Origin of the sequence: Pseudomonas chaetocerotis (assembly GCF_015712105.2) — a bacterium.
GTDB classification, from domain to species: Bacteria; Pseudomonadota; Gammaproteobacteria; order Pseudomonadales; family Pseudomonadaceae; genus Aquipseudomonas; species Aquipseudomonas chaetocerotis.
The window spans coordinates 103129-128876 of sequence record NZ_JACFYX020000009.1; the positions used below are offsets into that span (position 1 = coordinate 103129).

Below are 25748 nucleotides of genomic sequence, written 5' to 3' on the forward strand. Positions count from 1 at the left end.
ATTACCAGATCGTGAAGTCCGGCACAGGTGCTCGCGCGAGTATATTTTTCGCCTCCTTGGGCCACGCCATCATGGGCGTGGCAACAGTTCGAAACGCGCCTCCTGCACGCTCTCCGAATCCAGCCCCAACTGAACACGAAAGGCACCTGGCTCGCTGACATGCTGCAGGCTGGCGTTATAGAAACGCAGCATGCTTTCGTCGATCTCGAAACTCAGCTCGCGCGCCTCACCTGCCTCAAGCTTGACCCTGCGAAAATCCTTGAGTTCCTTCACCGGACGGATCACCGAAGCGGCCTCGTCGTGTAGATACAGCTGCACCACGGTCGCGCCAGCCTTGGGCCCGGCGTTCCTCAGCGTGACGCTGACGCGAATGTTCTCGCCCGGCGTCATGCGCTCGGCAGACAGCTTCGGCGCCGAAAGCTGGAAGTCGCTGTAGCTCAAACCGTAACCAAAGGGATAGAGCGGGCCGTTGGGCTCCTCGAAATATTGCGAGGTGTAGTTGCCCGGCGTACCAGGTGTGTACGGACGCCCCAGGCGCAAATGGTTGTAGTAGGTGGGAATCTGTCCGACCGAACGCGGGAAGGTGATCGGCAGCTTGCCGGAAGGGTTGTGCTCACCAAACAGTACATCGGCGATGGCATGGCCGCCCTCGATGCCGCTGTACCAGGTTTCCAGCATCGCGTCGGCGTTTTCCTTCTCCCAGCCGAGCGCCAGCGGCCGGCCGTTCATCAGCACCAGCACCAATGGCTTGCCGGTGGCCTTGAGCGCGCGCAGCAGCGCCTGCTGGCTGTCCGGCAGGTCCAGGCGAGTGCGGCTGGACGACTCATGGGACATGCCGCGCGCCTCCCCTACGGCCGCGACGATGACGTCGGCCTGAGCGGCGACACGCACGGCCTCCTCCAGCATTGCCTGTGGCGTGCGTTTGTCCAGCACCACCTCGGGGCGGTCCCAGTTGAGCTGGTTGAGATAATTGATCACATGGGCATCGTCGGTGACGTTGGCGCCCGCGGCGTAGAGCAGCTTGCCCTGACCGTTGAGCGCCGCCTCCATGCCCTTGCGCAGCGTGACGGCCTGCTCGGCCACGCCGACCGCCGACCAGCTGCCGAGCATGTCCACCGGCGAGTCGGCCAGCGGGCCGATCAGGGCGACGGTGGTCTTCTTGCTCAGCGGCAGGGTGTTGTCATGGTTTTCCAGCAACACCAGGGAGTCACGCGCCATGGCCCGCGCATCGGCGCGGTGCAGGCGGCTTTCAGCATTGACGTCGGCCGGGTCGTCCTCGGCGCGGCCGATACGGCGGAACGGATCGTGGAACAGGCCGAGGTCATATTTGGTGTTCAGCACATGGGTGACGGCTTCATCCAGCACGCTCTGCGCGACCGCTCCGCTGCGCACCAGTTTCGGCAGTTCCTGATCATAGAGCGTGTCGGCCATGCTCATCCCGACACCTGCCGTGACGGCCAGTTTTGCAGCCTCACGGCCATCGGCGGCCACACCATGGCGCAGCAGTTCGGTGATCGCGCCGTGGTCGCTGAGCGCCACCCCCTTGAAGCCCCAGTCGCGACGCAGCAGATCACGCAGCAGCCAAGTGTTGGCCGAAGCAGGTACACCATTGATTGCGTTCAGCGCCACCATCACCCCGCCGGCGCCAGCATCGATGGCGGCGCGATAAGGCGGCAGATAATCCTGGTACATGCGCATCGGGCTCATGTCGACCACGTTGTAGTCGCGCCCCCCCTCCACCGCGCCGTACAGGGCGAAGTGCTTGACGCTGGCCATGATCCGCTGCGGGTCGCTGGGATGCTTGCCCTGATAACCACGCACCATGGCTGCGGCGATGCGCGAAACCAGATACGGGTCCTCGCCGAAACCTTCGGAAGTGCGGCCCCAACGCGGATCGCGGGAAATGTCCACGGTCGGCGCGAAGGTCATGTCCAGGCCGTCGGCGCTGGCCTCGAAGGCCGCGACCCGGGCACTGTTCTCGATGGCGGTAATATCCCAGCTCGAAGCCAACCCCAGCCCAATCGGGAACGTGGTGCGATGGCCATGGATCACGTCATAGGCGAAGAACACCGGGATACCCAGGCGACTGCGCAGCGCCGCCTCCTGCATCGGGCGGTTCTCCGGACGTATCACCGAGTTGAAGGTGGCACCGATACGTCCTGCGGCCATCTCCTCGCGGATGCGCTCACGCGGCATATCGCCGCCGATGCTGATCAGCCGCAGTTGGCCGACCTTTTCCTCGAGGGTCATACGACCTACAAGATCGGCGATGAAGGCCGATTTGTCATCGATCGAAGGTGCAGCAGCCAGCAGGTTGGGGAAGATCAGGGCAGAGGCAAGCGCGAAGTGGTGCAGGTATTTCATCGAGAGCGGCATCCGGGATGCGAATCATTGTTTGAATGGCCGCCACGATACTCCGAGTCCTCGTGCCGCGCCGCGGGTTGGCGCAAAAAACTCAAGCACCATTCAAAGGCGTTCCAGCAATTACGACCCCAGACTTTCACAAACTTGCGCATTTTTTTCGTCGACACTGGTTTTGCATGTCGGCAGGCGTAGCATGACCGCATTCGGGAGAAAATGATGGCGCAATTCGAACATCTGCAGGTATTCCAGAGCATGAGCCGCTCGCCCAATGCGCGGCTGCACGCCATGGCCGAACTGGGCAACGGCATAAGCGTGGCACGCTGGAGCAACGCCCATGATGCGCGTGACTACCTGGCCCCCAGCCACCACACGCTGTCGTGCTACCTCAGTGGCGGCACTGGCACCTTTCGCCGCGAGCAGCCCGGCAACAAGGGCGCCCCAGACAAACTGTGCATCCTGCCGGCCGAGCATCAGTCGGCCTGGATCATCAACGGTGAAATTCAGCTTGCCCATCTTTATATAGAGCAGGAGCAGTTCGCTCTTGGCGCGGTCGCCCTGCTCGATCGCGAACCGCGCAGCCTGCAACTGGAGGAAGCGACCTTTCTCGAGGACGCCGAACAGTCCGCACGTTTCCGCCAGCTGTGCGCCCTCGACTGGCAAGAGCCGGGCGAACGCCTGCTGGCCAGCAGCCTGGCGCATCAGGTACTCGACCATGCGCTGCTCAACCAGGTTGGCCTGCGCCAGGGCCTGCGCCTCAAGGGTGGCCTGGCACCGTTGCAACGCAGGCGTGTGCGCGAATTCATCGAGCAGCATCTGGAGACGCCGCTGCCGCTGAGCCAGTTGGCCGCCCTCTGCGCCCTGTCGGAATACCACTTCGCGCGCATGTTCCAGAGCAGCTTCGGCCTGCCACCTCATCGCTACGTGCTGGCCCGGCGCCTGGCGCGTGCCTGCCAGATGCTACGTCAGCCTGCCCCTGCTCTGAGCGAAGTGGCGTTGGCCTGCGGATTCGCCAGCGCCAGCCATTTCAGCAACCGTTTTCGCCAGGCACTGGGTGCCACACCGGGGCAGTACCGCGCGGCATTCCAGTAACTGCGCTGACGGGCCCCACCCGCCCTACTGTCGGCAATCTGCTGGCAACGCCTGCTAATCCCTGCGCGGCTATGCGAAAATCTGCGGCTTTGCATTGCCACGGCCCAGTCATGCGCCCACCACTGTTCCCCATGGGGCTTCGTTGATGCCTCTGGATATCCACCAGTTACGCCAGGAAGACTGGCGTTCCGAGTTCGGCGCAGGCGACCTGCGCCGCGGCATTGCCTACGCCGAAGAAAAGCGCAGCAAACTGCTCAGCCTCAAGGACAACAGCCTGCTCGCCAATTGCCGGGGCTCCAGCGCACAGACCTATCAGCAGCGCATCACCCTGCACCCCTACGGGCGCAAGTGGAGCGTGACCGGCCACTGCAATTGCCCGGTCGGTTTCAACTGCAAGCACGTGGTCGCCGCCCTGCTCACACTGGAAAACCAGCAACGTGCCGGTAGCGATCTCTCGGACATCATCGTGCTGAACAAGGAACTCGTGGAAACGCGTCTCGAGGGCGTCGCCCCCTCCGCCGTCCTCAGCCTTGGCAGCCAGGTGCGCGTGCACTTCGACGCACGCAAGGGACGCATGCATGAACAAACCCAGCACCGCGCAGCGCTGGCTTTCGACTACGCCGGACACAAGGTTTTCGGCAAGCCGGCCAAGGATCTGATCAAGCGCCTGGACGAGCAAACCAACCTGCGCCTGATCCGCGACAGCGGCGCCGAAGCCAGCCTGCGCAAACGCCTGGAAGGCCTCGGCCTGCAGGTCGCCCTGCGCCAGAGCGAGGCGCTGCCGAGTGATGCCGGCGAGCCGTTCGAGCTGGAGCGCGAGCGCGACTGGCTGGACTTCGTCCAGCAGCAACTGCCGCAGCTGCGTGCCGAGGGCTGGCAGATCCACATGCGCCCGGACTTCCAGTACAACCTCGCCGAGGTCGACGACTGGTATGCCGAGGTCGAGGAAGATCCGCAGCAGAACTGGTTCGATCTGGAACTGGGCATCGAAGTCGAAGGCCAGCGCCTGAGCCTGCTGCCGATCCTGCTCCAGGCCATTCGCCGTACGCCCTGGCTGCTGGCGCCCGAGGCACTGGCCCAGCGCGCCGACGAGGATCGCCTGCTGGTCAACCTGCCGCAGGGCGGCAAGCGCATCGCCCTGCCCTTCGCCCGCCTGAAACCATTACTGGCCACACTTGGCGAGCTGTATTTCCGCGACCCGGGCGAAGATCATCTGCCGCTGCGCCTGGGCCGCGCCGACGCCGCACGCCTGGCTGAACTGGCCCAGGGGCCCGAACTCAGCTGGCAAGGTGGCGATGAATTACGTGGTTTCGCCCAGCGCCTGCAGAACCTGGCAGTACGTGAAATTGCTCCACCCGAAGATTTGCAGGCCGAACTGCGCACCTATCAGGTGCAGGGCCTTAACTGGATGCAGACCCTGACCGAACTGCGCGTCGGTGGCGTACTGGCCGACGACATGGGCCTGGGCAAGACCCTGCAGACCCTGGCGCATATCCTGTGCGAGAAACAGGCCGGGCGCCTGAACAATCCAGCACTGATCGTCATGCCCACCAGCCTGATTCCCAACTGGCAGGACGAAGCGGCGCGCTTCACCCCACAGTTGCGTGTACTGGCCCTGCATGGCAACAAGCGCAAGGCGCTGTTCGAGGAGATCGCCGAACACGATCTGATCCTCACCACCTACGCCCTGCTGCCACGCGACCTCAAGGGACTGAACCAGCAGCGTTACCGTTTGCTGATCCTCGACGAAGCGCAGAACATCAAGAACCCACGCAGCAAGGCGGCCACCGCAGCGGCTCAGGTGCAGGCCGACCTGCGCCTGTGCCTGACCGGCACGCCGCTGGAAAACCATCTGGGCGAACTCTGGTCACTGTTCCACTTCCTCATGCCCGGCTGGCTCGGCGACGCCAAGGCCTTCACCCGTGACTACCGCACACCTATCGAGAAACGTGGCGACGCCCAGCGCCTGAACCATCTGAATGGGCGCATCCGCCCCTTCCTGCTGCGCCGCACCAAGGAACAGGTGGCCAGCGAGCTGCCGCCGAAGACCGAGATCACCCAATGGGTCGAGATGACCCAGCTGCAGCGCGACCGCTATGAGACCTTGCGCCTGGCCATGGACCAGAAGGTGCGCGACGAAATCGCGCGCCAGGGCCTGGCCCGCAGCCATATCGTCATCCTCGAAGCTCTGCTGCGCCTGCGCCAGAGCTGCTGCGACCTGCGCCTGCTCGGCGAGACCGGCAGCGAACTGACGGCCGCCGACTCGGGCAAACTCAGTGCCCTGCTGGACATGCTCGTGGAGTTGGTCGACGAAGGCCGCCGCGTACTGCTGTTTTCCCAGTTCACCTCGATGCTGGCGCTGATCGAAGCAGAACTGCAGACACGCAAGATTGCCTACGCCAAATTGACCGGCAGCACCCAGGACCGACGCACGCCGGTACAACGCTTCCAGGCGGGGGAGTTTCCGGTTTTTCTGATCAGCCTCAAGGCTGGTGGTAGCGGCCTCAACCTGACCGCCGCCGACACCGTGATCCACTTCGATCCCTGGTGGAACCCGGCCGCCGAAGCCCAGGCCAGCGACCGCGCCTACCGCATCGGCCAGGACAAGCCGGTGTTCGTCTACAAGCTGATCGCCCGGGGCAGCGTCGAAGAGAAAATCCAGCAACTGCAGCAAGCCAAGGCCAACCTGGCCAAAGGTGTGCTGGACGGTGGCAGCCAGGGTCAGTGGCGACTGGATGAGGAAGATCTGGCGGCGCTGTTCGCACCACTCGACTGACACCTCGCCTCGTAGGGTGGATCACGCTTGATCGATCCACCATCACGCACGGGTGGATGAAAACAGCGTCATCCCCTACGCCTCAGTCAGACGCATCGTCGCGTTCGGACTCGGCGTCCTCGCGGTTGCGCGCCCTGCTGCGCGGATGTGGGCCGGCCACGGCCGGAAAGCGCGACGAAGCGTAGCGCACCACCAAAATCGCCAGGGCCAGCAACAGGATCGCCCCCGACACCATCACCACGCCCCAACTCGGCTTGTGCGTGTGGGAAATGTCGGAAATCAGCAAACGGGTCAGCGCAGTGATCGCCACATAGATCATGAAGCGAATCGGCATGTGGTTGGTCTTGAAGTAGATACCGACCATCGCCGCCAGTTCCAGGTAGATGAACAGCAACAGAATGTCATCGACCGTGATGTGCCCCTTCTCGAGCATACCGATGAAGGTCATCACCCCCGCCCAGGCCGTGATCGCCCCGATGGCGAACAGCGCCAGGTAATGGAAGGCCTCCATCAGCAGATTACCCAAGGATTCCGCCAAGCCATGCATGCCCGTACGTAGACGTTCCGCCCAATTCATCGTTTCACTTCTCCCCAAACAATCATGACGCCCATGCATCCGACATGGATGCACGCCGACGAGCATGCAGGAAAAACACCCGCTTGAGGATGATGCGGCGATGTGACGGAAAGACACAGGCCATTCAAACGACAGCGAGCACCGGCTGACGTGATTCAGGCCAGGCGAAGCGGTGCTTGCCCGCTTCCTTTGCGAGATACATGGCCGCATCGGCCGCTGCGATAAGCCGGCGGCGATCTTCGCCATGTTCGGCATAGCGCGCCAGCCCCACACTGACGCCAACCCGCACATCGGGGAATTGCTCCAGCAGCGGCACATCAAGCGCCTCGATCAGACGCTGAGCCAGGCGTTCGACCGCATCGGCATCGGCTGCCGCGATGACAGCGAACTCATCCCCGCCGAGTCGTGCCAACACTTCACCTTCACGCATCAAACGCTGCCACCTTGCAACCACCGCCTTGAGTATCGCGTCTCCGGCAGCATGGCCATACTGATCGTTAATCGGCTTGAAGCCATCGAGATCGAGATAAAGCAGCGCCACCTGGCGCTCTCCCCGCCTGGCGAGCGCCAATGCCTGATCCAGCATTTCGTTGAAGGCTCGTCGATTGGGCACCTGGGTGAGGCTGTCGTGCTGCGACTCGAAGGCCAGGCGCTCGAGCAGCTCGGCACGCTCCCCGAGATCACGACGCAAATCGATAAACAGCAGCGTAAGCAGCCCTAGCATCAATAGCGCACCACCGCCACCGCCCCATAGCGCCAGATCCGAGCGCCATTCAAGATCCGCCTTCTGTTTTTCAAGGGATGCGGTTACGCCTCGTTCGATATTGCCGATGCGGGCACGCATTTCATCCATGTAAAACTTGCCGACATCCTCGGCCAGCATACGCTGTGCAGCGCTCTGACCCTGCTCTCTGCGCACGACGATGGTCTGTGCCAGTTCGTTGCGCTTGAGCTGGCTGAGTCTGGCAATCGCATCGATATCAGGCTCATAAGCCCTTAGCATCGGGGTTTCGAGAAGTAGCAGCAGTTGCTCATCCAGTTGTCCGATGGCTCGTTCGTAGGGCGCGAGGTACTGCTCGTCGCCTGTGAGCAAATAGCCGCGCTGACCGATCTCGGCGTCTTGCAGGATGGAAAGCAGCGAAGACAGCCGGTAGAGAGATCGATACAAATCTTGTACATCACGACCACTGGAGAGACTGGCCTGACTTCCCCATATTGCCCCTATGAGGAGCATCAGGCTCAGGTAAAACAGTGCCACCAGCGCGAGCAACTTGCGCTCTACACGACCGACTGAGTTCAAGGTGAACACCTCATGGTTGGGCACTGCAAAGGCGAAGCACATACGCCTGGAATGACTATAGATGCCCACTAAACAGCTGCACAAGCGCCGCCCTGGAAAACTTCCTATAAAAAAACCAACGCCGACCAAGCATATACAATAATTGTACAAAATCACCTGATTCTGCTGTTGACGATACCTAAAACCCAAACGCCGCCGCCCGATGAATGCAGGCGCAAATCGAGTCTTCTAAGCTGCCCATCAAGCTCAATGCTGGCAAAAGAGAAGCGAGTCCTTTATTCTCGCCACCACTGTACAAAAAACCAGTTAATTACTGACCAACACGCATGAAGGCAGACGAGGTGATGAATGGCCGTCGAAGTGGTGTATCGCAGCAGTCGCGATCCGGAGCGCTTGTTCATGGATAAGGCCGAAGCCGATCGTTACGACAAGATGCTGGAGCTGGCCGAGCGCCTGAGCGAGGTGCTGCACAAGGCAGTGCCGTCCTTGAGCGAGGAGCAGGGCGAGGAACTGGGTATCTTCATGGCCAAGAATCGCGACGTGTTTGCCAAAGCGTTCAAGAGCCAGCCAGATGCCCTGGACGAACTCGAGGCCGACGCAGCCAGCGAGTGATCGAGTTCGTAGGCCCTGTATTGCGCGCACGGGACCTACCCTGTGAGCGCCAGGCGCATCATGCGTTGTTGATTGGATAATGCCCCGCAGCCTGCTCCAGCCATGCCGGCAAATCTCGTCGTTTGACACCCTCGCGCTGCGCACGGGCCAGTTGCTCCAGCATGTATTGACGCTTGCGCTCATCGCTCTCAGCAAATGAAAGCGCCAGATCGCGGTCACTCCATTGGCGAATGCGGCGAAACAGCCACCAGTGAAAGTACAGGCCGGCAGCGGTGGTGACGACGATAATGAAATAGTCCATGGTGAATCCTCCTTTCACCACGCTAATCGAGCCCGTACGCAGCGCCAAGTGCGGCATTGCCGCAGGCTATGGAGGTCACTCGATGATCCGTTGCAAGCGGGTTTATCTCGATGCCCAAACCGGCGACGGCCAACGCATACTGGTCGACCGACTATGGCCAAGGGGCCTGTCCAGGGACGCCTTGGCATTCGATGAATGGCTACCCGAAGTCGCACCATCTACCGAACTGCGCAAGGCCTTCGCTCACCGCGTCGAAGCCTTCGATGATTTCAGTGCGGCCTACCGCCGTGAGCTGGCTGACCACCCCGAACATTGGCAGCCTCTGCTGCGTTGGGCGGCGAGCGGCACGCTTACGCTGCTCTACGCCGCACGCGATGAGGAACACAACAACGCACGAGTCCTGGCGGAGTTTCTCGAAGAGGAGCTGCAGCGATACGATTCGCCCAGTTCACCGGTGTGCTACCAGGGCGAATTCGACGGCAATTGACCGTACAGGAGTGACAGGCTAGCCTTCGTACTTTCGCGACATATTCGAACCTGCTCCCATGACCATCCCCGCGCATTGCCTCTACGACTTCGCCAGCGCCGCCTGCCGCGCCGCTGCCGATGGCTGCGCGCCACCACCAGCCTGTCACGCCGGCACTCCACCACCGCCGGCCTCCGTCCAAGCGGGCTAACCCCGCACTTCCTCGCTCCGTTTCATCGGCCTTGCCGAGACGTGTCTTTGCGCGCGTGCGGAGCTCATGCGGATTTTCGACAGGTGTTCCATCATGTGTTTCGATTCAACCTCTCTGCGCACCTATGGCGCGACCGCTCTGTTCGTATTGCTCTGGTCCGGTGGTGCGATCTTCGCTCGCCTGGGCCTGGACCATGCCTCACCCTTTGCCTTTCTGGTCCTGCGTTTTGCTCTCGCCTTTGCAGCGCTGCTGCTGATCGCCAGTTGTTCCGGGGTCTGGCTACCCGAACGCGACTTGCGCTGGCCAACCGCCAAGGCCGGCTTACTGATGATCGGCGGTTACAGCATCTGCTACATGCTGGCGCTAGCCGAAGGCATGACACCCGGTGTGCTGGCGACGGTGCTCGGCGTACAACCCATCCTGACCCTCACGCTGCTGGAGCGGCGCACCTCGCTGCTGCGTGTGCTCGGTTTGCTGCTGGCGCTGGCCGGGCTGGCGATAATAGTCGCGGGCAGTTTACTGAGCAGTGCCATGCCACTGTCCGGTATGGCGCTGGCTCTTGGTGCCCTGCTCTGCATCACCTGCGGCACCATCGCCCAGAAAAACCTGCGACAGACGCCCATGCGCGCTCTGCCACTGCAGTACGGCCTCTGCCTGCTGGCTAGCCTGATACTGCTGCCCAGCCAGGAGTGGCAGGTGCGTTTTGAAGTCGGGCTGATCGTGCCGCTGCTGTGGATGGGACTGGTGATTTCGGTGGGCGCACAGTTACTGCTGTACCGGCTGATCCAGACCGGCAACCTGGTCAATGTCACCAGCCTGTTCTATCTGGTTCCAGTGACGACAGCGCTGCTCGACTACCTGCTGCTGGGGAATCATCTTTCGGTCAGTGCTCTAGCCGGAATGGTCGCGATCCTGCTCGGCCTGGCCCTGGTCTTTCGCTTCGCCCCTCAGCTGGAACGGGTCGGATAGCAGCTAGGTGCGATAGAGCAGGCTCTCCGCCAGATAGTCGGCGACTCGCGCCGGGGAACGTTTTTCAGCCTGAGCATGGGCGTAGACCTCGGTCAGGCGCCGGCTGATCTGCGCCAGGTGCGCGGTGATCGCCGGTAGCTCCTCACCGCGATGACGCAGTGCCACATAGATCAGCCCTCCGGCATTGAGCACGTAATCCGGCGCGTAGAGAATCCCGCGAGCCTCCAGCTGGTCGGCCACTTCGGGGCTGGCCAGCTGATTGTTGGCAGCCCCTGCCACCGCTGCGCAGCGCAGATGAGCGACCGTCTGCGCATTCAGCACACCCCCCAGGCCGCAGGGCGCGAGAATGTCGCAGGGCGTGGTGAGCAGCGCATCGCTGGTAATAGGGTGCGCTCCCAGTTGCTCGACGGCCAGTTGCACGCGCCCGGCATCGAGGTCGCTGACCAGCAGTTCGACGCCAGCGGCATGCAGCGCTTCGGCCAGGGCGAAGCCGACATTGCCCAGGCCCTGAATGGCGACCCGTAGTCCCTCCAGATCGTCGCTGCCAAGGCGCGCCTGGGCGGTGGCGCGAATGCCCGCGAATACGCCCAAGGCGGTGTGCGGTGACGGATCACCCTCGCTGGTCGTGCTGGTTGCGTGACAGGTGTACTGGGCGATGCAGTCCATATCGGCACTGGAGGTGCCGCTGTCGATGGCGGTGATGTAGCGTCCATTGAGGGTTTCGATAAAACGCCCGAAGGCTTCGAACAGCGCCGCTCGGCTCTGCAGATGCGGCGGACGGATGATCACCGCCTTGCCGCCACCGTGATCGATACCGGCCAGCGCTGCCTTGTAACTCATGCCCTGAGCCAGACGGATGGCATCGCCAATGGCGCTCTGTTCATCGGCATAGGGCAAGTAACGACAGCCGCCGAGTGCTGGCCCGAAGCGGGTGTTGTGAATGGCAATAACGGCCTTGAGGCCGCTGGCCGGATCTTCGGCCAAATGCAGGGCCTCGAGGCGGGCGGCTTCCATCATGCTGAACATGGGCGAGCTCCCGGTTGGACTTCAGGCCCAGTATAGGAGAGCCACACTGGACGACGACCTTGTCAGGGACTACAAAAGCACAATCCAGTGGAGAATGCGATGAACCCACGCCAAGCCTGCCTGCAGTGCCTGCAACGCGATCCCCCCGCTCTGTTCGAGGCGGCGCTGTGGATCGCCGCCGAACACGATGATCAGCTCCAGCCCGCGCAGATCATGAGCGACCTGCACAGCCTGTTACTGCAGGTCAGTGCTGGACTACCCGCCCTGCCCGCTCGCGAACTGGCCCAGCCGCTGCTGCGCCGACTTGCCGAGCTCGATTTTCAAGAAGACGACGAAGGCGTGACACGTCCATACCATGCCCTGCTGCCTGAAGTGCTACGCCGCCGACGCGGCCAGCCGCTGACCCTGGCTTTGATTGCGCTGGAAGTGGCGCGCCGCCTGGACATTCCACTACAGGGTGTGAACTTCCCTGGTCATTTCATGCTCCGTGTACCTGGCGCCGATCACCTACTCGATCCTTGCGGTGGGCGCCGCCTGTACACCCGCGACTGCCGTGACCAGCTCTATCGCCAGCTGGGCCCGGATGTCGAACTCAGCGCGTTACACCTGCAGACAGCCGATGCCGCCGACATGCTGCGACGCCTGTCTCGCAATCTGCGCCTGCTGCATATGCAGCACGATGCCCCGGAAGCAGCCCTCAAGGATGCCGAGCGTGTCCTGCAACTCGGCCCGCCGAACCTGGTCGATCACCTAGCTCGCGCGGATGTCTATCGGCAACTGGATTGCCCGCAGGGTGAGCGCTATGACCTTGAGCACGCGCTGCTGTTCTGCGAGGAGGAGGGTCTGCGCCTGCAGTTGAGCCAGCGTTTGCGCAGCCTGGCACATGTGCCAGCGGTGCATTGAAGCTGCAGACCAGGCGACTCGGACGAGCGAGATATCAGGCAGACGCCGCCAGACTGTGGAAACTGAAGTAATAACGCAGCGCGTCGATCATCTCGACGTAGTCGGCAGGCGGTGCCACCAGAGCGAACCCGGAGTCGTAGATGCCGGGCGTGACATCTTCACGGCACCACTGGCAGTTAGCGGAGAAGTCGATGAAGTGCATGCCATGCTGGCCTGGAATCTTCAGGCGCATGTCGAAGCGTGCGCCCACCAGCATCGGCAACTGACTGATCAGCATCAGACCGTCGAGGGAGACATTGCCGATGGAGCCCATCGGTTTGTCGGTGATGCGATTGAACACCTTCAGGTAGTAGGGCAACTGATGGCGTTCGATTCGGCGCTGGCTACGCATAGTGGCAAATCGCTACAAAGGAGCTTGAGTATGGCCCTACTACGGCCACTTAACCACCCTCAAGAACAGCGTTGGGCTATCCGCTCACGCAGCTGGCGACGAGCGGTGTCGGTTTCTTCATCACTGTAGTAGATGCGCTCGCCGCTGGCGTCCTTGCGATAGTAGCGAAAGCCCTCCGGCATCTGCGCCAGATGTCGGCGCAGATCACGACATTCACTGGCCCGCTCTTCGCGCTGCGCAGCTGCTGACGCCGCAGCCTGCTGTTGCTCTTCACGCCGTGCATCGTAGAAACGCTGACGGCGCTCCTCACGCTCACGCGTATGTTCGTCGCGCTCGATCACCTGCGGCCTCACCTGCACCGTTTCAGCCCCGGCAACGGGCCTTTGGCCGAAATGCACCCGCCCCTGCTCGTCCGTCCAGCGATAGATTTCCGCTGTGGCCAGCGTGGGCAACAGTGCAACGATCAACAACAAGTGGCGCATGTTCATCCTCCATGAGCGACATGGGCCAGCTTATACCGCGCCACGTCGTCGAGGAACGCCGGACGACCGAAGGCTCAGAGTGTAGCCGGACTGACCTTGGCCGCCGTCGCCGGGCTGTGATGCCCCAACTGCTCCAACGTCTGCAGCCGCGCGCGGGCACGGTAGGCATACTCGCTGGCCGGATAGCGCGTGATGATGAACTGGTACGTCTGCGCGGCATCGACGAACAGGCTCTCGCGCTCCAGGCATTGACCGCGCAGCAGGGAAATCTCCGGCTGCAGATAATTGCGCGAGCGGCTCTTGCGCTCGGCCTGCGACAACTCCAGCGCGACACGGGCACAATCGCCTTCGTGGTAGGCGCGATAAGCGTTGTTCAGATGATGGTCGAGCGAGACACGGGTGCAGCCCGTGGCAACCAGGGCCACGGCCAGAATAATCAGGGTACGCATGGGCAATTCCTCCAATGAGCACTGTATCGACAGCCCAGGTAAAAACTGAATAGCGGCAAGCCGACGACGAATTTTCTGGCTGCGCCTTGGCATGACGCCACTGGCTCCCCCTTGTCAGCACCAACACCACGACTGCTTGCCCTCCCGAACCAGCGCCAAATCCCCATCTGCGCTGACCCATATCAATGCCGTTCAGCGCAACAGGGTCTGTAATGCAGATTCCCATTCCAGACGAGGACGCTGCCATGAACGTTCAACGGCTGCTGGTCGTCATCGACGCCGAACACCAGCAACAACCCGCCCTGCAACGCGCAGTTGATGTGGCACGCAAGACCGGGGCCGAATTGCACCTGTTGCAGGTCGAATACCACCCAAGCCTGGAAGGCGGCCTGCTGGACAGTCATCTGCTCAACCGCGCCCGTGAAACCATCCTGCGACACAGCCACGAGGCCCTGCGCGCCAGCGTCGCTCACCTGAGCGATGAGGGATTCAGGATCGAAGTGGACGTACGCTGGGGCAAGCGCCGTCACGAAGAGATCCTTGCCCGCGTTGCGGTGCTGCAACCGGACATCCTGTTCAAATCGACGCACCCCAGCAGTGCCCTGCGCCGCCTCTTGTTCAGTGACACCAGTTGGCAGCTGATTCGCCGCTGCCCGGTGCCACTGTGGCTGGTGCACGACGCCGAGCCCCGTGGCCAGAGCCTGTGCGTCGCGCTCGACCCACTGCACAGTGCGGACAAACCCGCCGCCCTCGATCATCAGCTGATTGATACCAGTCAGATCCTGCAGGCCGAGCTCGGCTTACAGGCCCACTACCTGCACGCGCAGGCGCCGCTGCCGCGTTCGCTGCTGTTCGATGCCGAGGTAGCGCAGGAATATGAAGACTACGTGACCCAGTGCAGCCGAGAGCACCGCGAAGCCTTCGACACGCTGATCGCCCAGCACACCATCGATAGAGCACAGGCCCATCTGCTGGACGGTTTTGCCGAGGAAGTCATCCCGCGTTTCGTGCGTGAGCACAATATCGGCCTGCTGGTGATGGGCGCCATCGCCCGCGGCCATCTGGACAGCCTGCTGATCGGCCACACCGCAGAACGGGTGCTGGAACGTGTCGAGTGCGATCTGCTGGTGATAAAACCGCACGGCAAAGGGTAGTGCACAGGAACAATGACTACAGCCCGGCGCCGTAGTAGCCTCCCGGACATAGTTCACTAGGGAGTTCGTGCATGACCTTTCGCCGCACCAAAATCGTCGCCACCCTGGGCCCGGCCAGCAGCTCGCCGGAAGTGCTGGAGCAACTGATCCTCTCCGGTCTCGACGTGGCCCGTCTGAACTTCTCCCACGGCACGCCGGACGACCACAAGGCGCGCGCCGCACTGGTTCGCGAGCTGGCCGCCAAACACGGTCGTCATGTCGCGCTGCTCGGCGACCTGCAAGGCCCGAAGATCCGCATCGCCAAGTTCGAGAACAAGCGCATCGAGCTCAAGGATGGCGACCTGTTCCGCCTCTCCTCCAGCCACTCGCGCACGGCCGGCACCCAGGACGTGGTCGGCATCGACTACCCGGCGCTGATCCAGGACTGCGATGTCGGTGATGAGCTGCTGCTCGACGACGGCCGCGTAGTCATGCGCGTCGAACTGAAGGGTGCCGACGAGCTGCACTGCCGTGTGCTGATCGGTGGCCCGCTGTCGGACAACAAGGGCATCAACCGCCGTGGCGGTGGCCTCACCGCTCCTGCTCTGACCGAGAAAGACAAGGTCGACATCAAGGTCGCCGCCGAGATGGACCTGGACTACCTGGCCGTATCCTTCCCGCGCGATGCAGCGGACATGGATTACGCCCGTCGCCTGCTCACCGAGGCCGGCGGTACTGCCTGGCTGGTGGCCAAGATCGAACGCGCCGAAGCCGTGGCCGATGATGAAACGCTGGACGGTCTGATCCGCGCCAGTGACGCAGTGATGGTCGCTCGTGGCGACCTGGCCGTGGAAATCGGTGACGCCGAGCTGGTCGGTATCCAGAAGAAGATCATCGCTCACGCCCGTCGCCTGAACAAAGCTGTGATCACCGCCACGCAGATGATGGAGTCGATGATCCACAGCCCGATGCCGACCCGCGCCGAAGTCTCCGACGTGGCCAACGCCGCGTTGGACTATACCGACGCGGTGATGCTCTCGGCAGAAAGCGCCGCCGGCGAATACCCGGTCGAAGCCGTGCAGGCCATGGCTCGCGTGTGCCTGGGCGCCGAGAAACACCCGACCAGCCAGAAATCCAGCCACCGCATCGGTCGCCAGTTCCAGCGTTGCGACGAGAGCGTGGCCCTGGCAACCATGTACACCGCCAACCACTTCCCGGGCGTCAAGGCCATCATCAGCCTCACCGAGAGTGGCTACAGCCCGCTGATCATGTCGCGCATCCGCTCGTCGATCCCGATCTTCGCCTTCACCCCGCACCGCGAAGCTCAGGCTCGCGTGGCACTGTTCCGTGGCGTCTACACCGTGCCGTTCGACCCGGCCTCGCTGCCAGCCAACAAGGTCAGCCAGGCGGCGGTGGACGAGCTGCTCAAGCGCGGTGTGGTCGAGCCGGGCGACTGGGTCATCCTGACCAAGGGCGACAGCTACCACGGCACCGGCGGCACCAACACCATGAAGATCCTCCACGTCGGCGATCCGATGGTGTGATCCACCCGTGAATGCAAAAGGCCGCTCATCGAGCGGCCTTTTGCGTTTCAGCGGTCTCGCTTCATTTCTGGTTGTAGCTCTGGATCAGGTTGGCGTAAGCCGGCAAGTGGCCGCCAAGAATGCCGCCGAAGCCTTCGACATCGTTTCGCCAGTCACGGTGCAGCTCACCACCGACGCTGAACCAGTTGACCAGTTGGGCGCCGGCGTGGGCCATGCGTGCCAAGGCGGCATCGCGCACGGCGGTGTTGAAGGTGCCGGAAGCATCCGTCACCACGAAGACGTCATAACCGGCCTCCAGTGCCGAGAGCGTGGGAAATGCCACGCAAACGTCGGTGACCACACCCGCGATGATCAGTTGCTTGCGCCCTGTGGCCTTGATCGCGTTGACGAAATCCTCGTTATCCCAGGCATTGATCTGCCCCGGGCGAGCGATATAGGGCGCATCCGGAAACATGGCCTTGAGCTCCGGCACGATGGGACCATTGGGGCCCGTCTCGAAGCTGGTGGTAAGGATGGTCGGCAGCTTGAAGAACTTGGCGATATCGGCTAGCGCCATGACGTTGTTCTTGAACTCGTCAGGCGAATAGTCGCGCACCAGCGAGAGCAGACCCGCCTGGTGATCGATCAACAATACGACGGCATCGTCCTTGTCCAAACGCTTGTAAGTGAAAGCCATGGGAAAACTCCTGTACGGGTGATGAGGCTGGACCCCGAGACCATTGCGATCTCGAAGAATGTTCAGCCTAGTGGCCAAGGCCGCTGGCAATCGACCGCGCAGAGGGAAAATAGCTTTTCGAAAAAACCGAACAAAAACCCTCGACGAAGCCATTACCCTCATCCAATCGAATCGGGGAGAAGCCCGCACATGAAGCTTGATCTGCAGGAAATCGAAACCTATCTGCGTGTGGTGGAATTGGGTGGTGTAAGCCGGGCAGCGGAAGACCTGGCGCTATCCAAGTCGGTGATCAGCAAGCGTTTGAGCGATCTGGAACAACGTCTCGGTAGCAAGCTGCTGCACCGCTCGACGCGCAAGGTCACACCGACCGACACCGGCCTTGCTTTCTACCAGCAAGCCAAGCAGGCACTGCTGGAGCTGAGCGAAGCCGCCGAGGCGGCAGCCTTCAATGACAGTGGTCTATGCGGGCGCCTGAACATGCTGGCGCCGATGAGTTTCGGCACACTCTGGCTGGCGCCGCTGATCGCCGAATTCATGCGTCTGCATCCACAGCTGGAAGTCAGCCTGTATCTCGAAGATCGCATCAGCGATTTCGAGCGCGAAGGGTACGACCTCTGTGTACGGATCTCACGCATCGGCGATAGCGCGCTGATCGCCCGCAGGCTCGCCAGCAGCGCCCGGATACTCTGCGCCAGCCCGGAGTACCTGCAACGGCAGGGCACACCCGAGGATGTCGAGGCGCTGCGTGAGCACGACTGCATCGGCTACAGCAACGTCGCCTCACGGCAATTCTGGTCCTTCGAAAACGACGATGAGCAAGGCGAACTGGCGAGCGTGGCACCACGCGGACGTTTTTCCAGCAACAACGGCGAAGTCATGCGCGAACTGGTGCTGGCCGGCCAGGGTCTGGCGCTGCTGCCAAGCTTCCTGGTCCACCAGCAGCTGAAAGACGGTTCGCTGGTCGAGATCCTGCCTCAGGCGCGGCCCAAGCCTTACTCGATCTATGCCATGTACCCGCGCTCCCGGCGGGCTTCACGCAAGGTCGTGGCGCTTTGCGAGTTTCTCCAGCAGCGCCTGGTCGAACCGCCTTGGGAATAGATCAGTACGACACTGGAACCCCCGGTGCGCACGGCGCACCCTACGTGAAGCGAGAGAAATCCGGCTTCCTGCGCTGCATGAAGGCCGTCAACGCCTCGACAGCCTCCGGCGAGCGCAGGCGCTGGCCGAACAGGGCGCCCTCTTCCTCGATCACCTTGCGCAGTTCCTCGCGCCCCGGGGCGCGCATCAGACGTTTACTGTCGGCGACCGCAGATGGCGCCAGCTCGACAAAACGCTGCGCCATCTCGCGCGCCTTGTTCAGCGTCGCCGCGCCATCCTCCAGCGCCTGGTTGGCGATCCCCCAGGCTGCGGCCTGCTCCCCCGTGAAGGACTGGCCAAGCAACAGCAGCTCGGCGGCACGCGCATGCCCCAGCAGACGCGGCAGGATCAGGCTGGAACCGTACTCGGGGCACAGCCCCAGATTCACGAAGGGCATCCTCAACTGCGCATCGCGACTGACGTAGACCAGATCGCAATGCAGCAACAAGGTGGTACCGATGCCCACCGCCGGGCCGGCCACTGCGGCGACCACCGGCTTGCTGAACTCGAACAGGGCGCGCATGAACTGGAACACTTCGCTGTTCAATCCGTTGGGCGGCGCCTGGATGAAGTCGGCGACATCGTTGCCGCTGGTGAAGCACGCCTCGCCCCCGGTCAGCAGCACCACGCGCACGCTGGTGTCGCGCTCGGCCTCGTCCAGCATTTCGGCCATTCCGGCGTACATGGCACGGGTCAGCGCATTCTTCTTGTCCGGGCGGTGCATGCGCAGGGTCAACAGACCGCCGTTGCGTTCGATATGCAGGTGTTCGCTCATGCAAGGCTCCAATGGGTACGTCGTACGCACCGGCATCGGGCCTGGCCGGCCACGCACAGCCTACGCGCGAGTGAGAAAGACGTCGGCGAGCATCTGGCTGCGCGGCAAGCCGGCCATGTAGAGGCGCCGCGCAAAGCTGTCGACCATAGAAGGACGGCCGCAGAGTAAGGCGAGGGTCTGCCGTGAAACAAGGCGCAGTTCGGCCAAAGCAGCCGGCAACTGCGCCGCCGTTACCAGCTCCACCCGCAGGTTGGCGTGTTGCGCCGCCAGTGCCTGAAGCTCGCTCGCCAGATAGTGCTCGGCCGGCTCATGCGCCACGTGCAGCAGGCGGATGGCGCCTTGGTGCTCCTGACGCAGCGCTTCACGCAACACCCCGTAGAGCGGCGCAAGACCGGTACCGGCAGCCAGCAGCCAGAGCGGTCGCGCCTGCCAATCAACGTCGTAATGCAGGGCGCCACCGCGCAGCTCACCAAGGCGCAGCGCGTCGCCAACCTGCAGGCGCCGCGCTGCATCGCAGAATGCACCGGGCAGGTGGCAATCGATGTGAAACTCCAGGCAGTCGTCCTCGCCCTGCACACTGGCCAGTGAATAGGGCCGGGCAACGCCTTGTTCATTCCACAGCAGCAGATGCTGGCCAGGGCGATAGCGCAACGGCCTGGCCGGCTGCAAGCGCAGACGTAAAACCTGCGGGCTGGGCCAGTCCAGCGCGATCACCCTGGCCGCCAGGCCATCACGCTGCGGGTCGAAGGGTTCGACCTGCAGGTCGTCGACCACCTGGCACTGACAAGCCAGGCGCCAGCCCTCGGCACGCTTGTCGGCCGCCAGTGCCTCGGGCTGACGATCCAGCGGCTCACCGGCTACGCAGCGCACCAGACAGGCGTGACAACTGCCAGCGCGGCAGCTGTAAGGCACTGCTACACCACCTCCGAGCAACGCATCGAGCAAGTTGGTTTGTTGGACGACCTGCAACTGCAGGTCACCCACACGCAGTTCAGGCACTCGCATTCTCCCAGCTGGCATCGCAACGATTGCGTCCGCCGCGCTTGGCCTGGTAAAGCGCCTGATCGGCACGCTGCAGGGCTTCATCGAGATCGTCACCGGCGACCAGCAGCGTCATGCCGGCGGACAGGCTGAGATTGTCGACCTTCACGCCCAACGGCTCGGCCCTGGCGAAGGCTTCGCGCAGGCGCTCGCAGCAGGCGGTGAACTGGTCGGCATCGGTGTTGGGCAATAGCAGGACGAATTCCTCACCGCCGTAGCGGGCAATGATGTCGCCGTCACGCAGACAGGCACGAGCAACTGCGGCGAAGGTTTGCAGCACCCGGTCCCCGGCAGCATGGCCATGAGCATCGTTGATTCGTTTGAAATGGTCCAGGTCGATCAACGCCAGACCGTGATGCCGCCCGTGGTCCAGATGTTCCAGTTCGCGGGTGGCCAGACGCAGGAAATGGCGACGGTTGAACAGCCCGGTGAGTTCGTCGGTGGCGACCAGATCCTCGAGCTGGCGCATCATCCCGCGCAAGGTGTCCTGATGCGCCTGCAAGGCGAAGCGGCGTTGGCGCATGCGTTTGCGCATGGCCTGCACGTAGCTGGAGAAAAGACATAGCCAGACCAGCAGAATGAACAGCACCCACACCTGCAGCCAGGCCATGCCCGGGTCCACCAACTGCATGCGATAGGCCTCGATCAGCACCATGGCAGTGAAGCCGAAGAAGGCAAAGGCGGCGCAACGCACGAACACCCGCGGCGGCAACTGGAACACACCGAACAGCAGGATCAGCATATAGAAGACCATCATTACGCCGCGCGTGCTGTCGAACAGCGCCAGCAGCGGTGGCTGCCAGGCCAGTGCCACCAATACCTGAGCCTCGGTCAGGCTGGGGTCCTCACAACGCAGGTTGCGCCCGGAAAGAAACAGCCACAGAAATACCAACTGACTGCCGAAAACCCCTAATGTCAGCCAGGCGGCAGCGCTGACGGATCCTAGAAAAAGGCCATTGAATACGGCAAACCAGCAAACGAGCGCCATCATCGCGTAGGTCGCGAAGGCCATGGCGAAGCGTTTGAGCAGAAGGCTCTGCAGGCTGCGTTGCGTTCCCCGGCGAGTCGTTGAGCTCATGGGCTCCATCCCATACTGGCATCTGGCCGTACTCTACCCCTGTGATCACAAAAAGCCTAGGCCGCCGCAGGAAACCGCTGAAAACCCGGGATAAGCATCCATTGCAAGAAATAGCGGTGAAACCCTTCGCGTCATACTCGACTTCGCACGCAGGTAATGGATGGTCGATCAGACTGCCATTACCCCTGTTTTTCGTACCGTGATGACAATGCGCGACTCCGAGAATGCAGGAGGTCGCGTGACGCGCTCAGCCTGCGCCGGGGTTGTTTTGCAGGCGCCCGATAACCGCCCACTGTACGACCTCCGACCTTCGGCTGCTGTGCCCCTCACAGCCGGCTGCGGTATACTGCCGCGCCTTTTTGGGCGGCTCTGAAAATATCGTCAAGGTGATTTTCAAAGATGCCCTTCCGCCGTTGCGCCGGGTCGTTGTCCGGCGCTTCCTTGTAGATGTTCCCTGATAGAGGAGCGCCCCAATGACCGTGATCAAGCAGGACGACCTGATTCAGAGCGTCGCCGACGCACTGCAGTTCATCTCCTATTACCACCCCGTCGACTTCATCCAGGCGATGCACGAGGCCTACCTGAAGGAAGAGTCGCCGGCCGCCAAGGACTCCATGGCGCAGATCCTGATCAACTCGCGCATGTGCGCCACCGGCCACCGCCCGATCTGCCAGGACACCGGCATCGTCACCGTGTTCATCAAGGTCGGCATGGACGTGCGCTGGGACGGCGCCACCATGAGCGTCGACGACATGATCAACGAGGGCGTGCGTCGCGCCTACAACCTGCCGGAAAACGTGCTGCGCGCCTCGATCCTGGCCGACCCGGCCGGTGCCCGCAAGAACACCAAGGACAACACCCCGGCGGTGATCCACTACTCCATCGTCCCCGGTGACAAGGTGGAAGTGGACGTCGCGGCCAAGGGCGGCGGCTCCGAGAACAAGTCGAAGATGGCCATGCTCAACCCGTCCGACTCGATCGTCGACTGGGTGCTGAAGACCGTACCGACCATGGGCGCCGGCTGGTGCCCGCCGGGCATGCTCGGCATCGGTATCGGCGGTACCGCCGAGAAGGCTGCGGTAATGGCCAAGGAAGTGCTGATGGAGCACATCGACATCCACGAGCTGCAGGCCCGTGGCCCACAGAACCGCATCGAAGAGCTGCGCCTGGAGCTGTTCGAGAAGGTCAACCAGCTGGGCATCGGCGCCCAGGGCCTGGGCGGCCTGACCACCGTGCTCGACGTGAAGATCATGGATTATCCGACCCACGCGGCTTCACTGCCGGTGTGCATGATCCCCAACTGCGCCGCCACCCGTCACGCCCACTTCGTGCTCGACGGCTCGGGACCTGCCTCGCTGGAAGCACCGGATCTGGACGCCTACCCGGAAATCGTCTGGGAAGCCGGCCCGAGCGCACGTCGCGTCAACCTAGACACCCTGACCCCGGAAGACGTGCAGAGCTGGAAGCCGGGCGAGACCGTCCTGCTCAACGGCAAGATGCTCACCGGCCGCGACGCGGCGCACAAGCGCATGGTCGACATGCTCAACAAGGGCGAGCAGTTGCCGGTGGACCTCAAGGGTCGCTTCATCTATTACGTCGGCCCGGTCGATCCGGTCGGTGACGAAGTGGTAGGCCCGGCTGGCCCGACCACCGCGACCCGCATGGACAAGTTCACCCGTCAGATCCTCGAGCAGACCGGCCTCTTGGGCATGATCGGCAAGTCCGAGCGCGGCCCGATCGCCATCGACGCGATCAGGGACAACAAGGCCGTGTACCTGATGGCCGTCGGCGGCGCTGCCTACCTGGTGGCTCAGGCGATCAAGAAGTCCAAGGTCCTGGCCTTCGAAGAACTCGGTATGGAAGCCATTTACGAGTTCGAAGTCAAAGACATGCCGGTGACCGTCGCGGTCGACACCAACGGTGAGTCGGTACACATCACCGGCCCTGCGATCTGGAACAAGAAGATCGCCGAAAGCCTGGCGGTGGAAGTGAAGTAAGTCAGCCGCAAGCGACAAGCTTCAAGCTGCAAGAAGAAGCCCGGCCATGTGCCGGGCTTCTGCGTTTTCAGGCGCTGACATTGAACCGGAGCTGCCGGCATGGATCAGCCAGGCGGAACGATACCCGTCCTTACGCGGCCTAACACGGAAATCGTCGAGGAGTTGCCATGACCTTTTCCATCGTTGCCCACTGCCCACGCAGTGGCCAGTTCGGCGTCGCCGCCGCCACGGCGATGCCTGCCGTCGGCAAGCTGCTCAGCCACGCCGCCGCCGGTGCAGGCGCAGTGGCGACCCAAGCGCAGGTCAATCCCTATCTCGGCCTGGATGGCCTGGAGCTGCTGCGCCAGGGGCTTTCGGCAGTGCAAGCGCTGGAGCGACTCAAAGGCACTGATCCGTGCATGGAACTGCGCCAGTGCGCGCTGATCGACGCTCAGGGCGATACGGTCTGCTGGACCGGAGAGAAATGCATTCCCTGGGCCGGCTCGCTGGCCGGCGAACAGTTCTGCGTACAGGGCAATCGCCTGGTCGGCCCGCAGGTGCTGGACGCAGTTGCCGAAGCATTTCGCCGCACCGAGAAACGCCCGCTGATCGAACGCCTGATCGAGGCGCTGGCCGCCGGCGATCGATGCGGCGGCGACCGCCATGGCGAGTCGTCCGCCGTGATCTACGTGGTCGATCAGGAGGAGTATCCACTGTGGGATATCCGCGTCGACCATCACCTCGACCCGCTGGCCGAGCTGCGCCGTCTGCACAAGGTGTTCGCCCGCGACGTACTGCCGGAGATCCTCGCCATGCCCACACGCGACAATCCGGCAGGCCTGGCGGCGGAGGATTCGGTCTAGCGCGCCGCCGCACCGAAGCGCCGCCGATAATCGCCAGGCGACACCCCCACCAGGCGTATGAACACTTTGCGAAACGCACCACTGTCGCTGTATCCCACCTGCCAGGCCACCTGCTCGATGCTCTGGCGAGTGAACTCGAGCAGCTCGCGCGCCTTGCTCACGCGCAGCTGCTGGCAATACTCGGTCGGTTTCATGCCCGTGGCAGCGCGAAAACGGCGCAGGAACGTACGCTCACCCAAACCAGCACGGGCGGCCATGTCGGCCAGGCTCGCGTCCGCCGCCACCTGAAGCCAGCGCTGAACAGCAAGCACTGCGTCATCGCCATGATCGAGACTGGGTGCAAAACTGCTGAAATGCCGCTGCGACTCCCGGTTCAGATCGATCACCAGAAAGCGCGCGGTCTCCGCCGCAATGGTCGGCCCCATCAGCCGCGTCACCAGCGCCAGGCCAAGATCGGTCCAGGCCATCAGGCCCCCGGCGGTGATCAGATCGCCATCGTCGATGACCATACGCTCGGGAAGTACCCGGACGAGCGGAAAACGCGCCGCCATCTGAGCAGCCAGCGACCAGTGGGTGGTTACCGTTCGACCATCGAGCAACCCGGCTTCAGCCAACGCGAAAGCACCGACGCAGACCGACGCCAGCAATACACCCGCGCCATGCTGCTCACGCAGCCAGTCGCGATAACACGCGGCGAGCGGCTGCGTGGCATCGCCATCCAGACAAGGCGGCAAAATCACCACCTGCGGCGCCCCCTCATCCAGCGGCAGGCTATCGAACACGCGACGCACGCCCCCAGCGTCATCGGCCTGCCAGTGACTGACCCGCAGCCGAGGCACTGCCCGGCGCTGCTGACCCGTTGCCATCCTATTCGCCACGCTGAACAGATCCCCCAACCCATGCACCGCAGCGAGCTGCGCACCGGGGTAGAGCAATAATCCGATCTCCAGACAGCGCTCGCTCATTGTCAGTTTTTCCCCGCAGATTGTCGGCCCTGCCCATCCTCGCAAACGCGCCGAGGCGATAAGGTTTGCCGCACATCATCCCACGGAGAACACCATGAGCAAGCGCGCCCTGATCCTGATCGATATCCAGAATGACTATTTCGAAGGCGGCAAATGGACGCTCGAGGGCATGGACAGTGCCACCGCCAATGCCGCTCGCGCACTGTCGGCAGCGCGCAAAGCGGGCGACAAGGTGATCCATGTCCGCCATGAGTTCGGGAGCGACGACGCGCCCTTCTTCGCCCCCGGCAGCACAGGCGCGAACATCCATACGCTGGTGCACCCCCTGGCAGGCGAAGCGGTGGTGCTCAAGCATCAGGTCAATGCCTTTCTCGGCACCGACCTCAAGGCCCGGCTGGACGACGCCGGCATCGAGCAGGTAACCCTGGTCGGCGCCATGAGCCATATGTGCATCGATGCCGCAGCACGCGCCAGCAGCGATTACGGCTATGCCACCACCGTCATTCACGACGCCTGCGCAACGCGCGACCAGGCGTTCGAAGGCCAGGTGATTGAGGCCGCACAGGTGCATGCCGCGTACATGGCCGCCCTGGCTTTCGCCTATGCGAGGGTGGTTTCGACCGAGCAATACCTGGCGGGCTGAA

Annotated in this window: 25 protein-coding genes; 12 read left to right on the forward strand and 13 right to left on the reverse strand. The window is 62.8% G+C overall.

Going from position 1 to position 25748, the window contains the following annotated elements:
- Positions 1 to 69: 69 nt before the first annotated feature.
- On the reverse strand, positions 70 to 2364 hold the full coding sequence (bglX, locus tag H3221_RS16925; RefSeq protein WP_196475786.1) for a beta-glucosidase BglX: 2295 nt from the start codon (positions 2362 to 2364) through the stop codon (positions 70 to 72).
- Positions 2365 to 2580: 216 nt separating this feature from the next.
- Here bglX and H3221_RS16930 point away from each other — a divergent pair, with 216 nt between their 5' ends.
- Positions 2581 to 3453 (forward strand): helix-turn-helix domain-containing protein, encoded by an 873-nt coding sequence (locus tag H3221_RS16930; protein ID WP_196475787.1) that lies wholly within the window; start codon positions 2581 to 2583, stop codon positions 3451 to 3453.
- Positions 3454 to 3598: 145 nt separating this feature from the next.
- Complete coding sequence (locus H3221_RS16935) at positions 3599 to 6229, forward strand: DEAD/DEAH box helicase (protein ID WP_196475788.1); 2631 nt, start codon at positions 3599 to 3601, stop codon at positions 6227 to 6229.
- 82 nt (positions 6230 to 6311) lie between these two features.
- On the opposite strand, the gene H3221_RS16940 is transcribed toward H3221_RS16935, so the two are convergent.
- Positions 6312 to 6806: a phosphate-starvation-inducible protein PsiE gene (locus H3221_RS16940; RefSeq protein WP_196475789.1), complete on the reverse strand. Its 495-nt coding sequence runs from the start codon at positions 6804 to 6806 to the stop codon at positions 6312 to 6314.
- Positions 6807 to 6930: 124 nt separating this feature from the next.
- Positions 6931 to 8106 carry a GGDEF domain-containing protein gene (locus H3221_RS16945; protein ID WP_196475790.1) on the reverse strand — a complete coding sequence of 392 codons (1176 nt, stop codon included), beginning with the start codon at positions 8104 to 8106 and terminating at the stop codon, positions 6931 to 6933.
- Positions 8107 to 8454: 348 nt separating this feature from the next.
- On the opposite strand from H3221_RS16945, the gene H3221_RS16950 reads away from it, so the two are divergent.
- Positions 8455 to 8718 (forward strand): YebG family protein, encoded by a 264-nt coding sequence (locus H3221_RS16950; protein ID WP_099525656.1) that lies wholly within the window; start codon positions 8455 to 8457, stop codon positions 8716 to 8718.
- A 58-nt stretch (positions 8719 to 8776) separates the two neighbouring features.
- Here the strand turns inward: H3221_RS16950 and H3221_RS16955 are convergent, their stop codons facing one another.
- Positions 8777 to 9019, reverse strand: coding sequence for a hypothetical protein (locus H3221_RS16955; RefSeq protein WP_196475791.1), 243 nt, complete (start codon positions 9017 to 9019; stop codon positions 8777 to 8779).
- Between the two features lie 82 nt (positions 9020 to 9101).
- Here H3221_RS16955 and H3221_RS16960 point away from each other — a divergent pair, with 82 nt between their 5' ends.
- Together H3221_RS16960 and H3221_RS16965 are read left to right on the forward strand one after the other, a co-directional pair.
- Entirely contained in the window at positions 9102 to 9506 is a 405-nt protein-coding gene (locus tag H3221_RS16960; RefSeq protein ID WP_196475884.1) for a DUF488 domain-containing protein, read from the forward strand.
- A 283-nt stretch (positions 9507 to 9789) separates the two neighbouring features.
- A complete protein-coding gene (locus H3221_RS16965) occupies positions 9790 to 10665 on the forward strand; it encodes a DMT family transporter (RefSeq protein WP_196475792.1) in 876 nt (291 codons plus the stop codon).
- A 3-nt stretch (positions 10666 to 10668) separates the two neighbouring features.
- Here the strand turns inward: H3221_RS16965 and H3221_RS16970 are convergent, their stop codons facing one another.
- Positions 10669 to 11691: a Leu/Phe/Val dehydrogenase gene (locus tag H3221_RS16970; RefSeq protein ID WP_196475793.1), complete on the reverse strand. Its 1023-nt coding sequence runs from the start codon at positions 11689 to 11691 to the stop codon at positions 10669 to 10671.
- A gap of 99 nt (positions 11692 to 11790) precedes the next feature.
- On the opposite strand from H3221_RS16970, the gene H3221_RS16975 reads away from it, so the two are divergent.
- Positions 11791 to 12594 (forward strand): SirB1 family protein, encoded by an 804-nt coding sequence (locus H3221_RS16975; protein WP_196475794.1) that lies wholly within the window; start codon positions 11791 to 11793, stop codon positions 12592 to 12594.
- A gap of 34 nt (positions 12595 to 12628) precedes the next feature.
- On the opposite strand, the gene H3221_RS16980 is transcribed toward H3221_RS16975, so the two are convergent.
- From H3221_RS16980 to H3221_RS16990, 3 genes are all read right to left on the reverse strand, one after another.
- Complete coding sequence (locus H3221_RS16980; protein ID WP_017674984.1) at positions 12629 to 12985, reverse strand: PilZ domain-containing protein; 357 nt, start codon at positions 12983 to 12985, stop codon at positions 12629 to 12631.
- A 59-nt stretch (positions 12986 to 13044) separates the two neighbouring features.
- Positions 13045 to 13467 carry a DUF4124 domain-containing protein gene (locus H3221_RS16985; protein WP_196475795.1) on the reverse strand — a complete coding sequence of 141 codons (423 nt, stop codon included), beginning with the start codon at positions 13465 to 13467 and terminating at the stop codon, positions 13045 to 13047.
- A gap of 74 nt (positions 13468 to 13541) precedes the next feature.
- On the reverse strand, positions 13542 to 13916 hold the full coding sequence (locus H3221_RS16990; protein WP_196475796.1) for a tetratricopeptide repeat protein: 375 nt from the start codon (positions 13914 to 13916) through the stop codon (positions 13542 to 13544).
- Between the two features lie 245 nt (positions 13917 to 14161).
- Between H3221_RS16990 and H3221_RS16995 the strand changes: the two genes are divergently transcribed.
- Positions 14162 to 15070 (forward strand): universal stress protein, encoded by a 909-nt coding sequence (locus H3221_RS16995; protein ID WP_196475797.1) that lies wholly within the window; start codon positions 14162 to 14164, stop codon positions 15068 to 15070.
- Between the two features lie 71 nt (positions 15071 to 15141).
- Positions 15142 to 16593, forward strand: a complete 1452-nt coding sequence (gene pyk, locus H3221_RS17000; RefSeq protein WP_192983187.1) for a pyruvate kinase — start codon at positions 15142 to 15144, stop codon at positions 16591 to 16593.
- A gap of 61 nt (positions 16594 to 16654) precedes the next feature.
- On the opposite strand, the gene ycaC is transcribed toward pyk, so the two are convergent.
- Positions 16655 to 17269, reverse strand: a complete 615-nt coding sequence (gene ycaC, locus H3221_RS17005; RefSeq protein ID WP_021490228.1) for an isochorismate family cysteine hydrolase YcaC — start codon at positions 17267 to 17269, stop codon at positions 16655 to 16657.
- Between the two features lie 189 nt (positions 17270 to 17458).
- On the opposite strand from ycaC, the gene H3221_RS17010 reads away from it, so the two are divergent.
- Positions 17459 to 18367 carry a LysR family transcriptional regulator gene (locus H3221_RS17010; RefSeq protein ID WP_196475798.1) on the forward strand — a complete coding sequence of 303 codons (909 nt, stop codon included), beginning with the start codon at positions 17459 to 17461 and terminating at the stop codon, positions 18365 to 18367.
- Positions 18368 to 18407: 40 nt separating this feature from the next.
- Here H3221_RS17010 and H3221_RS17015 read toward each other — a convergent pair whose 3' ends face one another.
- From H3221_RS17015 to H3221_RS17025, 3 genes are read right to left on the reverse strand one after another with little or no spacing between them, the layout of a single operon-like run.
- Entirely contained in the window at positions 18408 to 19181 is a 774-nt protein-coding gene (locus H3221_RS17015; protein WP_196475799.1) for an enoyl-CoA hydratase, read from the reverse strand.
- Between the two features lie 60 nt (positions 19182 to 19241).
- Entirely contained in the window at positions 19242 to 20180 is a 939-nt protein-coding gene (locus tag H3221_RS17020) for an iron-sulfur-binding ferredoxin reductase (RefSeq protein WP_196475800.1), read from the reverse strand.
- On the reverse strand, positions 20173 to 21300 hold the full coding sequence (locus H3221_RS17025; protein ID WP_196475801.1) for a GGDEF domain-containing protein: 1128 nt from the start codon (positions 21298 to 21300) through the stop codon (positions 20173 to 20175). The genes H3221_RS17020 and H3221_RS17025 overlap by 8 nt, the downstream gene beginning before the upstream one ends.
- A 473-nt stretch (positions 21301 to 21773) precedes the next feature.
- Between H3221_RS17025 and H3221_RS17030 the strand changes: the two genes are divergently transcribed.
- Complete coding sequence (locus tag H3221_RS17030) at positions 21774 to 23297, forward strand: fumarate hydratase (RefSeq protein WP_196475802.1); 1524 nt, start codon at positions 21774 to 21776, stop codon at positions 23295 to 23297.
- Between the two features lie 167 nt (positions 23298 to 23464).
- A complete protein-coding gene (locus H3221_RS17035; protein ID WP_196475803.1) occupies positions 23465 to 24139 on the forward strand; it encodes a DUF1028 domain-containing protein in 675 nt (224 codons plus the stop codon).
- Here the strand turns inward: H3221_RS17035 and H3221_RS17040 are convergent.
- Positions 24136 to 25104: a GlxA family transcriptional regulator gene (locus H3221_RS17040; RefSeq protein ID WP_196475804.1), complete on the reverse strand. Its 969-nt coding sequence runs from the start codon at positions 25102 to 25104 to the stop codon at positions 24136 to 24138. The genes H3221_RS17035 and H3221_RS17040 overlap by 4 nt on opposite strands.
- A 94-nt stretch (positions 25105 to 25198) precedes the next feature.
- Between H3221_RS17040 and H3221_RS17045 the strand changes: the two genes are divergently transcribed.
- Positions 25199 to 25747, forward strand: coding sequence for a cysteine hydrolase family protein (locus H3221_RS17045; protein ID WP_196475805.1), 549 nt, complete (start codon positions 25199 to 25201; stop codon positions 25745 to 25747).
- Position 25748 lies beyond the last annotated feature (1 nt).

Excerpts from the sequence above, each read along its gene's own strand:
- H3221_RS16980 (WP_017674984.1), bottom strand. The coding sequence starts at position 12,985 with ATGCGTAGCCAGCGCCGAATCGAACGCCATCAGTTGCCCTACTACCTG.
- H3221_RS16990 (WP_196475796.1), bottom strand. The coding sequence starts at position 13,916 with ATGCGTACCCTGATTATTCTGGCCGTGGCCCTGGTTGCCACGGGCTGC.
- H3221_RS17025 (WP_196475801.1), bottom strand. The coding sequence starts at position 21,300 with ATGAGCTCAACGACTCGCCGGGGAACGCAACGCAGCCTGCAGAGCCTT.
- H3221_RS17035 (WP_196475803.1), top strand. The coding sequence starts at position 23,465 with ATGACCTTTTCCATCGTTGCCCACTGCCCACGCAGTGGCCAGTTCGGC.
- H3221_RS16940 (WP_196475789.1), bottom strand. The coding sequence starts at position 6,806 with ATGAATTGGGCGGAACGTCTACGTACGGGCATGCATGGCTTGGCGGAA.
- H3221_RS16975 (WP_196475794.1), top strand. The coding sequence starts at position 11,791 with ATGAACCCACGCCAAGCCTGCCTGCAGTGCCTGCAACGCGATCCCCCC.
- H3221_RS17045 (WP_196475805.1), top strand. The coding sequence starts at position 25,199 with ATGAGCAAGCGCGCCCTGATCCTGATCGATATCCAGAATGACTATTTC.
- H3221_RS16955 (WP_196475791.1), bottom strand. The coding sequence starts at position 9,019 with ATGGACTATTTCATTATCGTCGTCACCACCGCTGCCGGCCTGTACTTT.
- H3221_RS16995 (WP_196475797.1), top strand. The coding sequence starts at position 14,162 with ATGAACGTTCAACGGCTGCTGGTCGTCATCGACGCCGAACACCAGCAA.
- H3221_RS16965 (WP_196475792.1), top strand. The coding sequence starts at position 9,790 with ATGTGTTTCGATTCAACCTCTCTGCGCACCTATGGCGCGACCGCTCTG.
- H3221_RS17040 (WP_196475804.1), bottom strand. The coding sequence starts at position 25,104 with ATGAGCGAGCGCTGTCTGGAGATCGGATTATTGCTCTACCCCGGTGCG.
- H3221_RS16985 (WP_196475795.1), bottom strand. The coding sequence starts at position 13,467 with ATGCGCCACTTGTTGTTGATCGTTGCACTGTTGCCCACGCTGGCCACA.
- H3221_RS16950 (WP_099525656.1), top strand. The coding sequence starts at position 8,455 with ATGGCCGTCGAAGTGGTGTATCGCAGCAGTCGCGATCCGGAGCGCTTG.
- H3221_RS16960 (WP_196475884.1), top strand. The coding sequence starts at position 9,102 with ATGATCCGTTGCAAGCGGGTTTATCTCGATGCCCAAACCGGCGACGGC.
- bglX (WP_196475786.1), bottom strand. The coding sequence starts at position 2,364 with ATGAAATACCTGCACCACTTCGCGCTTGCCTCTGCCCTGATCTTCCCC.
- pyk (WP_192983187.1), top strand. The coding sequence starts at position 15,142 with ATGACCTTTCGCCGCACCAAAATCGTCGCCACCCTGGGCCCGGCCAGC.
- H3221_RS17010 (WP_196475798.1), top strand. The coding sequence starts at position 17,459 with ATGAAGCTTGATCTGCAGGAAATCGAAACCTATCTGCGTGTGGTGGAA.
- ycaC (WP_021490228.1), bottom strand. The coding sequence starts at position 17,269 with ATGGCTTTCACTTACAAGCGTTTGGACAAGGACGATGCCGTCGTATTG.
- H3221_RS16970 (WP_196475793.1), bottom strand. The coding sequence starts at position 11,691 with ATGTTCAGCATGATGGAAGCCGCCCGCCTCGAGGCCCTGCATTTGGCC.
- H3221_RS17030 (WP_196475802.1), top strand. The coding sequence starts at position 21,774 with ATGACCGTGATCAAGCAGGACGACCTGATTCAGAGCGTCGCCGACGCA.
- H3221_RS16935 (WP_196475788.1), top strand. The coding sequence starts at position 3,599 with ATGCCTCTGGATATCCACCAGTTACGCCAGGAAGACTGGCGTTCCGAG.
- H3221_RS16930 (WP_196475787.1), top strand. The coding sequence starts at position 2,581 with ATGGCGCAATTCGAACATCTGCAGGTATTCCAGAGCATGAGCCGCTCG.
- H3221_RS17015 (WP_196475799.1), bottom strand. The coding sequence starts at position 19,181 with ATGAGCGAACACCTGCATATCGAACGCAACGGCGGTCTGTTGACCCTG.